Annotated in this window: 11 protein-coding genes; 5 read left to right on the forward strand and 6 right to left on the reverse strand. The window is 69.7% G+C overall.

Annotated features, from left to right (window positions below):
• Positions 1 to 29 precede the first annotated feature (29 nt).
• The gene (locus A3CE_RS0111730) at positions 30 to 1,610 is read left to right on the forward strand and encodes a glycoside hydrolase family 13 protein (protein WP_020640279.1); all 1,581 of its coding nucleotides are present in this window, start codon (positions 30 to 32) and stop codon (positions 1,608 to 1,610) included.
• 60 nt (positions 1,611 to 1,670) lie between these two features.
• On the opposite strand, the gene A3CE_RS0111735 is transcribed toward A3CE_RS0111730, so the two are convergent.
• A complete protein-coding gene (locus A3CE_RS0111735) occupies positions 1,671 to 3,005 on the reverse strand; it encodes an LVIVD repeat-containing protein (RefSeq protein ID WP_020640280.1) in 1,335 nt (444 codons plus the stop codon).
• A 104-nt stretch (positions 3,006 to 3,109) separates the two neighbouring features.
• Here A3CE_RS0111735 and A3CE_RS0111740 point away from each other — a divergent pair, with 104 nt between their 5' ends.
• Together A3CE_RS0111740 and A3CE_RS0111745 are read left to right on the forward strand one after the other, a co-directional pair.
• The gene (locus tag A3CE_RS0111740; protein ID WP_020640281.1) at positions 3,110 to 4,555 is read left to right on the forward strand and encodes a peptide ABC transporter substrate-binding protein; all 1,446 of its coding nucleotides are present in this window, start codon (positions 3,110 to 3,112) and stop codon (positions 4,553 to 4,555) included.
• On the forward strand, positions 4,552 to 5,133 hold the full coding sequence (locus tag A3CE_RS0111745; RefSeq protein ID WP_020640282.1) for a nucleotidyltransferase domain-containing protein: 582 nt from the start codon (positions 4,552 to 4,554) through the stop codon (positions 5,131 to 5,133). The genes A3CE_RS0111740 and A3CE_RS0111745 overlap by 4 nt, the downstream gene beginning before the upstream one ends.
• On the opposite strand, the gene A3CE_RS0111750 is transcribed toward A3CE_RS0111745, so the two are convergent.
• Positions 5,130 to 6,008: a LysR family transcriptional regulator gene (locus A3CE_RS0111750; RefSeq protein WP_020640283.1), complete on the reverse strand. Its 879-nt coding sequence runs from the start codon at positions 6,006 to 6,008 to the stop codon at positions 5,130 to 5,132. The genes A3CE_RS0111745 and A3CE_RS0111750 overlap by 4 nt on opposite strands.
• Before the next feature lie 71 nt (positions 6,009 to 6,079).
• Here A3CE_RS0111750 and A3CE_RS0111755 point away from each other — a divergent pair, with 71 nt between their 5' ends.
• On the forward strand, positions 6,080 to 7,096 hold the full coding sequence (locus A3CE_RS0111755) for an SDR family oxidoreductase (protein WP_020640284.1): 1,017 nt from the start codon (positions 6,080 to 6,082) through the stop codon (positions 7,094 to 7,096).
• Here the strand turns inward: A3CE_RS0111755 and A3CE_RS0111760 are convergent.
• Both A3CE_RS0111760 and A3CE_RS0111765 read right to left on the reverse strand, forming a co-directional pair.
• A complete protein-coding gene (locus tag A3CE_RS0111760) occupies positions 7,093 to 10,080 on the reverse strand; it encodes an NACHT domain-containing protein (RefSeq protein ID WP_020640285.1) in 2,988 nt (995 codons plus the stop codon). The genes A3CE_RS0111755 and A3CE_RS0111760 overlap by 4 nt on opposite strands.
• A gap of 100 nt (positions 10,081 to 10,180) precedes the next feature.
• Positions 10,181 to 10,903, reverse strand: a complete 723-nt coding sequence (locus A3CE_RS0111765; protein WP_020640286.1) for an SDR family oxidoreductase — start codon at positions 10,901 to 10,903, stop codon at positions 10,181 to 10,183.
• Between the two features lie 21 nt (positions 10,904 to 10,924).
• Here A3CE_RS0111765 and A3CE_RS0111770 point away from each other — a divergent pair, with 21 nt between their 5' ends.
• Positions 10,925 to 11,557: a class I SAM-dependent methyltransferase gene (locus tag A3CE_RS0111770; RefSeq protein ID WP_026468390.1), complete on the forward strand. Its 633-nt coding sequence runs from the start codon at positions 10,925 to 10,927 to the stop codon at positions 11,555 to 11,557.
• 353 nt (positions 11,558 to 11,910) lie between these two features.
• Here A3CE_RS0111770 and A3CE_RS0111775 read toward each other — a convergent pair whose 3' ends face one another.
• The gene (locus A3CE_RS0111775) at positions 11,911 to 13,815 is read right to left on the reverse strand and encodes a S8 family serine peptidase (protein WP_020640288.1); all 1,905 of its coding nucleotides are present in this window, start codon (positions 13,813 to 13,815) and stop codon (positions 11,911 to 11,913) included.
• A 135-nt stretch (positions 13,816 to 13,950) separates the two neighbouring features.
• Entirely contained in the window at positions 13,951 to 14,190 is a 240-nt protein-coding gene (locus A3CE_RS59565) for a zinc-binding dehydrogenase (protein ID WP_020640289.1), read from the reverse strand.
• Between the last annotated feature and the right edge of the window lie 5 nt (positions 14,191 to 14,195).

Genomic DNA, 14,195 nt, shown 5'->3' on the forward strand with positions numbered 1-14,195 from the left:
CTTTCACAACGACCAGGAGAGGCACTTTCGTGACCGAAAAGACCGGCTGGTGGCGGAGCGCGGCGATCTACCAGGTGTACATCCGCAGCTTCGCGGACGGCAACGCCGACGGCGTCGGCGACCTCGCCGGCGTCCGCGCCCGGCTGGACCACCTGGCCGACCTCGGGATCGACGCGATCTGGTTCACCCCGTGGTACCCGTCGCCGATGGACGACGGCGGCTATGACGTCGCCGACTTCCGCGACATCGAGCCGCTGTTCGGCACCCTCGCCGAGGCGGAAGACCTGATCGCAGAGGCCCACGCCCGGGGCATCCGCGTGATCATCGACATCGTGCCCAACCACTGCTCCGACGAGCACCGCTGGTTCCAAGCCGCCCTGGACGCGGGCCCGGGTTCGCCGGAGCGGCAGCGGTTCTGGTTCCGGCCCGGCCGCGGCCCGGACGGCAGCGAACCGCCGAACAACTGGAAGTCGCGCTTCGGCGGGTCCGCGTGGACCCGCGTGCCGGACGGCGAGTGGTACCTGCACCTTTACAGCTCGCGCCAGCCCGACTTCAACTGGGACAACCCGGAGATCCGCACGGAGTTCGAGGACGTGCTGCGGTTCTGGTTCGACCGCGGAGTCGACGGCTTCCGCATCGACGTCGCCGACGGGCTCGTCAAGGACCCGCGGCTGCCCGACGTCGACGACGGCGACGAGTCGCCGTTTTCCGACCAGGAGGGCCTGCACGAGATCTACCGGTCGTGGCGCAAGATCGCCGACAGCTACGCGGGCGAGCGAGTGCTGGTCGGCGAGATGTGGCTGCCGGACATGTCGCGGGCGGCTCGTTACCTGCGCCGCGACGAGCTGCACTCGGCGTTCAACTTCGACTTCCTGGTCTGCCCGTGGGATGCCGCCCGCTTCCGGGACGTCATCACGCGCACGTTGCAAGCGCACGACGAGGTCGGCGCGCCGGCGGCCTGGGTGCTCTCGAACCACGACGTCACGCGGCACGTCACGCGCTACAGCCGCCCATGCGACACCGGCTTCTCCTTCGCCGACCGCCTGCACGAGCTGCCCGTGGACCGGGAGCTGGGCACCCGGCGGGCGCGGGCGGCGGCGCTGCTGACGCTGGCGCTGCCCGGCGGGCTGTACGTCTACCAAGGCGAGGAGCTGGGGCTCTGGGAGGTCCTGGACATCCCCGACGAGCTGCGGCAGGACCCGGTGTGGGCCCGCACGCAGGGCGCCGACCCCGGCCGCGACGGCTGCCGGGTGCCGATCCCGTGGTCCGGCGACGCTCCGCCGTTCGGCTTCGGCTCGGGTGGCACCTGGCTCCCCCAGCCGGCCGAGTGGGCGGACTACACGGCCGAGGCGGAAGCCGCCGATCCGGCCTCGATGCTGTCGCTGTACCGACAGGGTTTGCGGCTGCGGCGCGGGCTCCCTGTCGACGGGCTCGAATGGCTTTCGCCGGCCGACGGCGTGCTGGCGTTCCGCCGCAAGCCGGGATTCACGTTCGTGCTGAACTTCTCGACCACGCCGATCCCGCTCCCGGACGGCGAAATCCTGCTGGCCAGCGGCCCGGTGACCACCGAACTCCCGACCGACACCGCGGTCTGGCTCCGGCGATCCTGAAAGCCGTGAATGGCCCATTGAGGGACTTGAAGTCCCTCAATGGGCCATTCACGGACTTGGTTACTTCGTCAGCTGCAGGATGTCCACACCGCGGGCGTTGTCGGCGACGTAGACGTACTTGCCGTGCCAGTACGGCGCCCACGCGCTCGCGTCACCCGGGCGGTAGTACGCGATCTGGCGCGGGTTCGTCGGGTCACTGACGTCGAGGAACCGGGTGCCCTGCGCGTAGAACGACTGCACCAGGACGGTGCCGCGGACGTCGAAGTAGTGCGCGGAGCAGTCGTCGGAGGCCGGGTCGCTCCCTTCCTGGCCGTTGACGCTCCAGGTGCCGACGCTGCGGAGCCGGAACGGCTTGTCCGGCGTCGAACGCCAGCCTTCGCCGTTGTACGAGCCTTCGAGCGACGAGATCGTCAGGACGCCGTCGCCCGCGCAGCCGTCGACGAAGTTCTCCTCCGTCGCGTAGACGAGGTCCCGGTTGCGCCAGGCGCCGTCGCCGGCGCGGTGGCCGGCCGGGTGGAAGCTGTTGTGCATGAACCGTGACGGCGCCGCGGTCTCGGCGATGCCGCCACCGGCGTACGGCACCGGCTCGTGCGCGGTCGCGCGCCGGATCTTGCCTGTCAACGGGTCGCGGTGCACGCCGTTCGTCCAGTAGCCGCGCACGCCACCGCGCCCGGACACCCAGGCCACGCCGTTGCCGTCCACCTGCACGTCGTGCACGTAGTCGGTCTTGCCGTCGTTGCGAGCCAGCTCGATCGGCTGCAGGTTCACCTTCGGGTGCTTCGGGTCGCGGACATCGGTGACCCAGATCGGCCGCCCACCCCAGTCGGCCGGCTGGTCGTCGGCCTTCGCCGGGCCGCCCGTCCACAGGTAGCGGCAGCCGTCGACGCAGCTGGTGGTGTGCCCGGCCGGCACCTTGGTGTAGCTCAGGATGGCCGGAGCTTCGGGCTTGGCGACGTCGACGACGTAGATCCCGGACTCGCCGGTGTGAGTGGTGCCCCCGAACGCGCGCGGGTCCCGCGAGAGGAACACGAGCTTGCGAACCGGGTCGACCTCGGTGTCCTCGGTCTCCCACAGCCCCGGCAGGCTCACCTGCCCGACCAGCTTCGGCGCCGCCGGGTTCTTCGTCAGGTCGTACACCTTCAGCCCGAACTCGCCGGACACGACCATCACGTCGCGGCGGCCGTAGTCGAGGAAGTTGATCGAGATGGCGCCGGCGGCGTCGGGCACGCTGCCGACGGCCTTGACGTTCTTGATCGCGCCGGGGTCACCCGCCGTGCGGGCGGCCGGGGTCGCGGGCTTGTCGTCCTCGCCGCAGGCGGCGGCCGGCAACCCGGTCGCGACCAGCGTGGCGCTGACGGTGACGGCGGCGAAGCACGACCGCAACCAGGTGCGCACGCGGAACCTCCCAGAACGCTACGAGCGTGACCAACCGAACGGTACGACGGAGATCAACCGGACACAACCGTCTTTCGTTGCCATCCGACTGGTAGGACTGGCGCATGCGCCTGCTCGTCCTGCTCGCCGTCCTGGCTCTCGCCGTCACGGGCTGTTCCGGCCCCGATCCGGCCCGGCCCGGTGTCCTGTCCGTCGGCATCCGGGAGCCCGCGACGCTGCTGCCCGCCGACCTCGCCGACCAGGCGGGCCGGTTGGTGACCGGCGCCCTGTGGACCCCGCTCGCCGACTACGACGCGGCGTCCGGAAAGGTGACACCGCGGGCCGCCGAGTCGATCACGAGCACCGACCGGGTGCACTGGACGGTCAAGCTGCGGCCCGCCACGTTCCACGACGGCACCCCGGTCACTGCGCAGTCCTATGTGGACACCTGGAAGGTGATCGCGGACTCGCGATGGGTCTCCTCGCCCGTACTCACGAAACTGCTGCGCGCCCGGGAAATCACGGCGCCGGCCCCGGACACGATCGTCCTGACGCTCGACCGGCCGTCCGGCCAGGTGCCGGCGCTGCTCTCGGCGCCGGGCCTGGTACCGCTGCCCGCGTCGGTGCTCGCTTCCCGCGACTGGGACGGCTTCGCGAAGAGCCCCGTCGGCAACGGCCCCTACCGGCTCGACGGACCGTGGAAGCCCGGCTCGGGTGGCACTCTCAAACGAACCGGCCAGGGCAACGCCACGGAGATCGAACTGCGGGTCGGCGAGCCGGCGGCCCAGTACGACGCGGTGAAGGCGGGCACGCTCGACCTCGCGATCGAGGTCCCCGGCGAGAAGCACGACGCCATGCACGGCGACTTCGACGGCCACCACGCGACCTGGGCGTTGCCGCAAGCCGGCTACCTGGCGTTCCCGGTGGCGAACCCGCAGTTCGCCGACGCGACAGTCCGTCACGGCTTCGCGCTCGGCGTCGACCGCGCGGCGCTGGAAGCCGGCCCCCTCGCGCACCAGGTCGACCCGGCCAAGGCGCTGCTGCCACCGGCGGACGCGCCCGGCGAACGATCCGGCACCTGCCGGCCGTGCAGCTTCGACGCCGCGGCCGGCAAGGCCCTCCTGCACCAAGCTGCCTTTCCCGGCGGCGCAACCGTCTACTTCGGACCCGGCGCCGAAGCATGGACGCGGACCCTCGTGGTCGGTCTGCACAAGGCCCTGGACGTATCCGTGACCGCGCAGGCGAAACCCAGCACCGGTCCGCTGGACGGGCCGGCCACGCTCGACCTCAAGCTCGCCACGGCGAGCCCGTACGAGCTGCTCTCGGAGCTGGCTTCGGAGTCTGGGTACGCCGACGACGTCTTCCGCCAGAACCTGGCCCTCGCCGACGCCGCGGCGACCGCGGACGAGGCGGGCGAGCTGTACCGGCTGGCGGAGAACCAGCTGCTGCGCGACCTGCCGGTGGTCCCGCTGTGGTCGGGGCACGGCCACGCCGTCTGGTCGTCGCGCGTCCACGACGTCACGACGACGCCCTTCGCCGGCCCGGTGCTGGCCGGAATCGGGGTGTCATGACCTGGGATCCCGCACCCCTGTCCGAGGTGACCGCGTTGTTCTCACGGGTGCGGGTGCCGTGGTGGATCGCGGGCGGCCACGCGATCGAGCTGGCCGTGGGCCACGCGTTCCGCGAGCACGGCGACGTCGACGTGCTCCTGCTCCGGCGCGATCAGTCGGCGGTCCAGGAGGCACTGTCATCGTGGGATTGGTGGGCGGCCGATCCACCCGGCACGCTGCGTCCCTGGCAGCGCGGCGAAATCCTGCCGGTCGGCGTCGACGATGTGTGGTGCCGCCCGTCGGCGGCCGCGCCGTGGCGAATCCAGGTCATGCTCGACGAGGCGCAAGGCGACGAGTGGGTCTCGCGCCGGAACGGCGCCGTGCGGCGCGCCATCGCCGACCTGGGTGCGGTCTCGCCGGGAGGCGTCCCCTACCTGGCCCCCGAGGTGCAGTTGTTCGCCAAAGCCCGGGGAACCCGGCCCAAGGACGAGCAAGACTTCACCGCGGCCCTGCCGGTCCTCGACGACACGCAGCGGCGCTGGCTGGCGAAGGCTCTTGAAACCACTTACGGACCGCATCCGTGGCTTGATCGCCTCTAGACGGTGGCGTGCTCGGCGAGAGTTTCGATGAACGCCGTGGTCAACGGGTCGGGCGCGACGCGCGTGTAGGCGACCAGTGTCCGGCGGACAGGCACCGACGGGCGCAGAACGCGGCCGTCGAACCGCGCCGGCAGGACGTTCGCCGGGACGAGGGCGGGACCGAGGCCCGCGGCGGCGAGGATCGGCGCGGCGGCCGTCTGCTCGGTGCGGACCGCCGCGCGTGGCCGGAACCCCGCGGCGGCGCACGTCTCGTCCACGAGTTCGGCGAGGCCGTTGCCCGGGGCGTAGTGCACCCACGCGCAGCCGGCGAGCGTGCTCAGGTCGACCACGCCGGTGGTGTCTTCCTCCGATGCGCCGTCAGCGGGCAGCACGACAACGAAGTCCTCGACGCCCAGTTCCCGCACCGGCCCGTCCCACCCGGTGGGCCGCGGACCGAGCGCGACGTCCGCTTCTCCCGCGGCCATCGCTTCCCGCAGCTCGTCGGCGTGCCGGAATTCGATGAGCCGGACATCGACCTCCGGCCGGTCACGCCGCCACACTCGCAGCGCGGGCGGCAGCACGCCGAGGCTCACCGAGTACACCGTCGCCACCTGCAGCTCGCCCGCCGTCGTCCCGGACGCGAGCCGGGCGGCGCAGCGTGCACGTTCAGCGTCGGCCAACGCGGCTCGCGCGTGCGGCAGCATCGCCCGGCCCATCGGGGTCAGCCGGACAGCCCGGGGCAGCCGCTCCAGCAGCGGCCCGCCGAGGCTGCGCTCGAGCACGCGCATCTGGTGCGACAGCGCCGGCTGTGTCACATGCAGCTGTTCAGCGGCGCGGGTGAACGAACCGGTGTCGACCACCGTGACCAGGTACTCGAGCTGCCGGAGACTAGCCATGACCTCAGCTTATCGACTTGGTGACAAGTAAGCCTTGGACTCATCACTCCCGCCTAGGCAGCCTTGAGGTCATGAAGCGCAAGACCGCCCTGGTCGCCGGGGCCCACGGAATCATCGGCAAGCACCTGGTCGAGCACCTGCGAGCGGACGGCGGCTGGGACGTCGTCGGCCTTTCCCGCCGCGGCGGGCCGGGGACGGTGGCCGTCGACCTGCTCGACCCCGCGGACACCCGTGCGAAGGTCGGCTCCCTGGCCGGCGCGACCCACGTGTTCTACGCCGCTTACCAGGACAAACCGACGTGGGCGGAGCTCGTCCCGCCGAACCTGGCGATGCTGACCAACCTCGTCGACGCGGTCGAAGCGGCGGCGCCCGGATTGGAGCACGTCAGCCTGATGCAGGGCTACAAGGTCTACGGCGCGCACCTCGGCCCGTTCAAGACCCCGGCGCGCGAGACCGACGCGGGGCACATGCCGCCCGAGTTCAACGTCGACCAGCAGGCGTTCCTGGAACGGCATCCGGGGTCGTGGACGTGGTCGGCGATCCGGCCGTCGGTGGTCGGCGGGACCACGCTGGGCAACCCGATGAACCTCGCGCTGGTCATCGCGGTGTACGCGTCGATCTCGAAGGAACTCGGGCTGCCGCTGCGGTTCCCCGGCAAGCCCGGCGCGTACGACAGCCTGCTGGAGATGACCGACTCAGGGCTCCTGGCCGAGGCGACGATCTGGGCGACCGGACACCAGGGCGCCTTCAACATCGCGAACGGCGACCTCTTCCGCTGGAACGAACTCTGGCCGAAACTGGCGGCGTACTTCGGCCTCGACGTCGCGCCGCCGCTGCGGATGTCCCTGGCCGAAGTCATGGCCGACAAAGGGCCACTGTGGACATCGATGTCTTCTAAGTACGGTCTTTCGGCATCCTATGCGGACGTGTCGTCGTGGGCGTTCGGCGATTTCGTGTTCGGCTGGGACTACGACATGTTCGCCGACACGTCGAAGTCGCGGCGGGCGGGCTTCCACACCTATGTCGAAACCGAGCAGATGTTCTTCCGGCTCTTCGACGAGTTCCGCAAGGCGCGGGTGATCCCCTAGCAGGTCACTTCCCGCCCCGAGATCACCGTCGACCGGACGCGGATGATGCTTTCGTCGAGCCTCCGCAGCTCGCGGAAGGGATTGGCGATCTTCCGTTCCCGCCGATCGACGACCCAGAAGAGCGCGACAGTGACGGCGATCAGGGCGGCCACCGCGCTCACCAGCATGGGAATACCGACCCAGCCGACCAGGGTCGTCCACGACAGCACCGCGGCCCCCGGAGCGGAGACGACCAAGCCGACCCCGAATACCAGCAGGATCAGGTCCTCCGCATCATCATTGGGCGAGATGGCTCCGAGCAAGTCGTCGAGCCAGTCGATGTCGAGCACCAGCATGAGGGCCCCAAAACCGACGAAGGTGCAGGCCGCCGCGACCGTCGTAGTCCAGCCCAGCCACGACGGGCCCCACGGCCACCACCCGAACGCGGTTCCGGTCGCTCTGGTCACCCCGACCAGATACGGGCCTAAGAGGAGAACGGCGAGGGCGGCACCGGCCAAGGGCCGGAGGAAGACCGGCTCGTGCGGATTCTCGGTGACGGCCTTCCACTGGTGCTCGTCGACCCGGAACCCCATGTCACCGAACCAGTCCGCGAGGTCCAGGAGAATGGGAGTGGGCAGGGTTTCCAGCAGAACCCGGTAAACCGAATGGACGTGTGCCTCGTCGAACACCTCGGCCATGGCCGCCCGCGCCGCCTCCGGGTCCTGCTCGTAGATCCTACCGAGCAACAAGGCACTGCCGTGGAATTCCTTGACGCCGAGGCCGACCGAACGGGCGAAGTCGCGAATGCGCTCCTCGAGCCGCTCACTGGAAGCCGGATGGTATTGCCGTGAAGCGCCGATCACCCCGATCGGCATGGCCAGCCTCGGGTCGATCCGGCCGGGGCCGTCCGGCATGTGCTCCGGGCCGGAAGTGTCGATCAGGTAACCGACCCGACCCATGATTTCATTGATCGTCTGGGGAGCGTTCCGGTTGAACGGCACCCACAGCCAATCGTGGCGCGGTCCCGGCACCGTTCGGGGCTCGGCGCGGTACAGCTCCTCCTCGATATCCGGGTTGTTCACCAGGGCCGCCAGCCGCCACGCGGCGCGGAAAGCCACCGGACCCTCGTCATCCAGCAAGTCGACGAGCGCCAGGCCCGCCGACGCGGTGCCAACGGCGGCGATGTCGTCGACTGCCCACAGCGAGCCCTGCTTGGCACACTCGGCGAGCACCGGAACCGCGAGCTCACCGGTCGAGCGCAGGGCGATCCGTGCCGACGGGGTGTCCTTGGCCAGCGCGGTGAGCGTCTCGACCGCCGACCGCAGCCGGGACGCCGCCAGCGCCTCGATCGCCAAGTCCCGGCGCTCCCGAGCACCCTGGCGAAGCCGGGACAGCAGCGCCGTTCCCCGTGGTCCGGGATCCGCCGCGACCGCACCGAGCGCGGCCACCACGAGGTGGTCCGCGACTTCGCCGCTGCGGAGCGCCGACTCGAAGTGGTTCAGCACCTTGCCGGCCAGCTCCTCGTCGATCTGCCGCGCCTCGGTCAGGCATTCGAGGGCCAGCAGCTTGTCACGCTCGTCGCCGGCGAAGATCCGCTCGACGACCGGTGTGCAGTCGCGATTCGCGCCACCGCACCACAGCTTCACCGTCTCGCGCCAACGGCCCGGGTTGCTGTCGTAGAGGTGAAGCAACCGCTCGGGACTGTCGGCCAGTTCCATCGCGGCGAGGTACTCCTGCAAGGTCAGGTGCGGGAACTCGTAAAGCAGGTTGCCCTCGTCGACCTTTACCAGCAAGCCGCTGCGGTCGACGATTTCCTCGAGCATGTCGGAGGCGTGGGTCGGCGCCAGGTTGAACCGGCCGAGTACCCGTGTGATGTTCGTGAGGAGCTCGCTTTCCGACACCGTCCGGCGGTCCGTTCCCGGCGCGATGGCCCCCTGTGCCTGGACGGCGATGGCCCGCAGGGCCATGAGTTTATGCCCGGCCTTGTAGGTCGCGAGCTCGCGGCCGCGGCCGAGCTGGGAATCGCGCCTGAGCAGGTGCATCACAGCCATTTCGTAGAACTCGGTGCGCGAGCTCGGTAGCATCGGCCCGAGGCCGGGATCCGCGTCGTGCAGGGACGCGATCATGGTGAGCAGCAGCGGCGTCCGGGCCAGCCGCATGATGGCGGGACTGGCCCGCAGCCCCGCCATCATCTGGTCGACCTCGTACCGCACGTCGGGCAGCTGCTTCGATTTGAACCAGAGACCGAGGAACCGGCGGATGGCCGCGTCGTCGAAACCGGCCACCCGGACGTCGTCCTCGAAGGCCGGCCGCAGGTCGTAATCGTAGACCGCGTCGCGGCAGGTGACGACGATCTGGCAGTTCGGCCACTTCTCGGCGAACTGCTTCAACTGTTGTGTCACCTCTCCTCTGCGGTCCGTCACGATTTCGTCGAATCCGTCGAAGAACACGCTCAGCAGGCCGTCTTCGAGAGCTCGTTCCAGAAACCGTTCCGGTTTCTTCACTCCACCACGCGCGAACGCGTCCGCGACCAGGTCGAACAGGGAATCGTCGCCGCGGTTGCGGCGGAACAGCTCGACGAAGACCGGCACACGGTCGAAAACACCGGGCTCCTTCGCCCACTTCACCATAGAGTTCTTCAGCAACATGGACTTTCCGGCGCCGGCGGCGCCGAGCACGACCATGCGGGTCTTGGTGCGGATGCTGCCGTAGATGTCCTCGCGGCGTCCGTCGACCTCGTGCTGGAGGGGGACGTAGACGTCGCTCACGGTGACCTTGGTGTTGGCGAGGAAACCCAGCGCGTGGTTGTTGTACGTCCGCGCGACCCCGCTGACGTACCGTCGCAAGCTGCGCTTTCCCAGCGTCCGGCGCCGGCTGCGGAACACGTTCGGCCAGAATCGCTGGCCGAGGTGTTTGGCTCCCTCACCCAGAAATTGTTTGACAAGGAATGCGGCGGCGGCGAAAAAGATCGCCAGCACGGCGGCGAAAGTCCACTGAGTCGGCACGGTTCAGCCCTTGTGCTCGGCGCTACGGATTTCCGGTTTTACCAACCGCTCCGCCGGGCCGTCGACTAGCTGGTTCCGAGTTCACCTGGATGTCGGAATTCTACCCGCGGCCGATGAACGGCATGGTCGTCGCCGTTATGGTCAGAAACTGGACATTCGCGTCCAGCGGCAGCCCGGCCATGTACAGCACCGCGTCGGCCACGTGCTTCAGGTCGAACGTCGGCTCGGCGGCGACCCGGCCGTCCGCCTGCGGTATGCCGGCGGTCATCCGTTCGGTCATCTCGGTGGCGGCGTTGCCGATGTCGATCTGCCCGCAGGCGACGTTCCAGGCGCGGCCGTCCAGCGAGATCGACCGGGTCAGCCCGGTGACGGCGTGTTTGGTGGCGGTGTAGGCGACACTCGCGGGCCGCGGCACGTGCGCGGAGATAGAGCCGTTGTTGACAATCCGGCCGCCGCGCGGATCCTGGTCCTTCATGAGCCGCACGGCCTCCCGGGCACAGAGGAACATCCCGGTGAGGTTGACGTCGACCGTACGTTTCCAGTCCTCGACGGACAGGCCGGCGACGGTCCCGCCGACGGAGACGCCCGCGTTGTTGACCAGCAGGTCGAGCCGTCCCCATTCCCGGCGGACGGTCTCGAAGAGGCTCCGGACAGACTCTTCATCCGAGACGTCGGTGGGCACGACGAGGGTGTGCGCGGCGTCCCCTGCCGTCTCGCCCAGCGCGTCGGTCCGGCGGCCGGCGAGGACCACGTGGTAGCCGTCGCCGAGCAGGGCCCGCCCGATCCCCGATCCGGCTCCGGTGACAACCGCGGTCTTCGCCATCGCGCCTCCTACACTGTTCGCATGGGACTTCGCGAAAGTTTCCAGGCCGGCCTGGCCCGCCAACTCGGCCACCCTAGCGGCCTGCGCGGCCGACTCGTCGGCGCGATGCTCAACCGCCGCAACCGGACGGCGGTCGTGAAGGCGGTCGAGGCCTTGGAGCCATCGGGCACCGAGACGGCACTGGACATCGGCTTCGGCGGCGGCTTGGGCCTGGAGTTGCTGTTGCGCCGAGCGGCCGCGGTCCACGCCGTGGACATCTCGGCGACCATGCTCGACCACGCCCGGGGCACGTTCGCCACGGAGATCTCGGCGGGCCGGCTGCACCTCCACGAAGGTTCGATGACGGCCCTGCCTCTCGACGACCACGCAGTCGACGCGATCGTCTCGACGAACACGATCTACTTCGTCCTAGATCTCGGCGCGGCGTTCGCGGAGGTGGCCCGGGTCCTCACCCCGAGCGGCCGGTTCGTGCTGGGCATCGGCGACCCGGACCTGATGGGCCGTTCGAAGATGCTGACGGACAACGGCTTCCACATCCGCCCGCTGGACGAGCTGAAGGCCGCGCTGAGCTTGGCGGGCCTGCAGGTGACGCGGCAGGAGCGGTTCGCGCACAGCGGGCTGGGATTTCACTTGCTGGTGACCGCACCGAAGTAACCGGCTCCGACGTCGTGAACGACTCGTCCACGGCTTTCGCCGAGGTGGATGATTCGTTCGCGCAATGCCGGGAGTTCCGAGGCCGGACGTTCGCCGGTCCGCCCGGGTACGTCGGATGTGGACCGCACCGGATCGAAGTAACCAGCTGCGGCCTCACCACAGCCACCGTCGAACATCCCCCGCCGCTCCCAGGGGGCGTCCCCAGGCCAGTCTATCGGCCCCCGACAATCCGGGCGAAACGGTGCCGTCGCGGCGAACTCGTCCACATCACGACCACCCTGTGGACAACCCGGGCACGAACCGGCCCGGCGAGCACAACAGCGCAAGAACTCGCCGGGCCGGTGCGAGGAGACCTATTTGGCCTGCACACCCAGCGCGGCCAGCGCCGGGCCTGCCATGATCACGCCGTTGCCGGTCACCGTGTCGAACCCGGGGGTACCCAGGTCGATCGACGAAGACACCAAAGCCGTACGGATCTGGGCCGGGGTCGCCGTCGGCTTGCCCGAGAGCAGCAGTGCCGCGATCGCCGCCGCGTGCGGGGCCGCCGCCGACGTCCCGAAGAACGGCTGGAAACCGCTCACCGAGGTCGCGACGCCGTCGGCCGCGGTGATGTCCGGCTTGGTGCGGACCGTGCCGCCGGTCGAGGACACGTTGCCGGGGGTAATCGCGGTGCCGTCGGCGTTGTAGAACAGGCGCCGCTTGCCGTCGGAGGAGAACCGCTCCCACTTGCTCGACGCGCTGAACAGGCCGGGGTACGGGCCGGCCGGGTTCGCCGGGTCGCCGGTCTCCAGCGGACGGCTGAACGCGGCCGCCGCCGGGGCCGCCGCGACGCTGAACGCGTTCGCCGCGGCCGAGTGGCCGTTCGTGACGCCGTTGGTGCTGAACGCCTTGAGCGAGCCCGAGGCCACGAACCGGCCGCGAATGACGTTCAGGGCGATGAACCGGTCGGCGCCGCTGTACTTGACCACCGCGACCTTGTAACCGGAGCCGGTGGTGGGCACGTTCGCGATCTCGTACGGGTTCTGCGCGCCGGACTGGCCGTTCTCGCTGGAAGCCACGACGCTGCCCGACGAGTTCAGGATGAACAGGTCGTAGTCGTTGGCGGACTTGCCCCACGGGTCGGACCAGAACAACGTCACCGGCTTGCCGAGCGAGCCGGTCGAGAGGGCGTCGAAGTTCTGCGTGGTGCTGCTCGGGTCGAAGTCGTGCGGGGTGCCGGTGACGCCGCTGATCTTCGTCGAGGAGGCGCGGAAGTCGCCTTCGTAGTAGCCGCTGGTGCCGTCGGTCGCGTTGCCCGAGTTGCCGGCCGAGGAGAAGTACAGCGCTCCGGCCGCGGTCACGTCGTTGACCGCTTGGGCGACCTGCGTGTCCTGGAACGGCGCTTCGTCGAAGTAGGAGACGTCGTCGACGATGATCTGGCAGTTGCCGGTGCTGCGCAGCGCACGGATGTTCGCGGCGAAGCTGGCCTCGCTGGTGAACGCCGTGGCGAAGCCGAGCGTCGCGCTCGGCGCGAGGTCGTGGATGATCTCGAGCATCGCGGTGCCCTCGTCGCCACTGCCCTTCTGGCCGGACAGGACGTCGACCGTGGGCAGCTCGCCGGCGCTCTGCGACTTCGCCAGCGAGTCGACGCCGTCGGAAAGCACGCAGACCTTGACGCCGGAGCCGCTGACGCCGTAGGTCGTACGAGCCGTGTCGGCGCCGTGCGCCTTGTCGCCTTCGGAGACCTGGGTCGCGGCCGCGGCCTGCGCGGCGAGGGCCTGGCGCAGGTCCCGGTTGCCCGGCTCGCTCCAGGTCGTGGCCTGCGCCGCGGGCTTCACTTCGGCCACGTCGGCCCGGCCGGCGATCTCGTCCAGCACGGACAGCGGCAGGTCGGCGCGGACGGCACCGTCCGACGAGACGTAGCGGACGGTCCCGCCTGCCGCCTGGACGGCGCTCGCGACGGCCTTGCCGTGAGCGGCGATGTCAACGGCGACGGTGCCGGCGGTGCTGACACCGACGCCGGAGCGGTAGTCGGGGAGCTTCGCGGCCAGCGACCGGTCGGCCCGCAACCGCTTCTCGATGACCAGCTGGCTCGATTGCTTGCGTTCCGCGGGGCTCAGGCTCTTCTTGATGCTCTGCAGCGCGTTGATACCCGCTTCGGTGCGCGCGGTCGCCACGTCCACGGTGGACGGCTGCGCCGCCGAGACCCCCGTCGTCAGCAGCAGCGCGCCGACCGTCAGCGGAACCGCGTGCGCGGCGACCCGGCTGAATCTCACCATCGATGTCTCCCTGTATTGCTCGGTCGCTCGACCGAATGACACCCGACCGGGCGTATTGGGAGAATCTAAGGAGTGCCCGCTCAGTGGTCCACCGACCAAAGTCGGGAACACCCGTCGGTCCACATACTGGAACGGTCAGGAAAACGTGAGAACGATTTTTTCCCGGCCGTGTCCCGTCTCGACCTCCCGATGGGCGGCGGCCGCCTCGGTGTACGGATAGACGCGGCGTACGTGGAACCGCAAGTCGCCCTTGGCGTAAAGCGCGGCCAATTCGGCGAGACGCGCAGCGGAGCGTCCGGACTTCGAGACGAGCACGCCGAGTTCCGCAGCCCGGCCGTGATCGACGAGAGTGAGGATCCGGCGCCGGTCCTTCACCAGTT

The organism is Amycolatopsis balhimycina FH 1894 (assembly GCF_000384295.1).
GTDB lineage: Bacteria > Actinomycetota > Actinomycetes > Mycobacteriales > Pseudonocardiaceae > Amycolatopsis > Amycolatopsis balhimycina.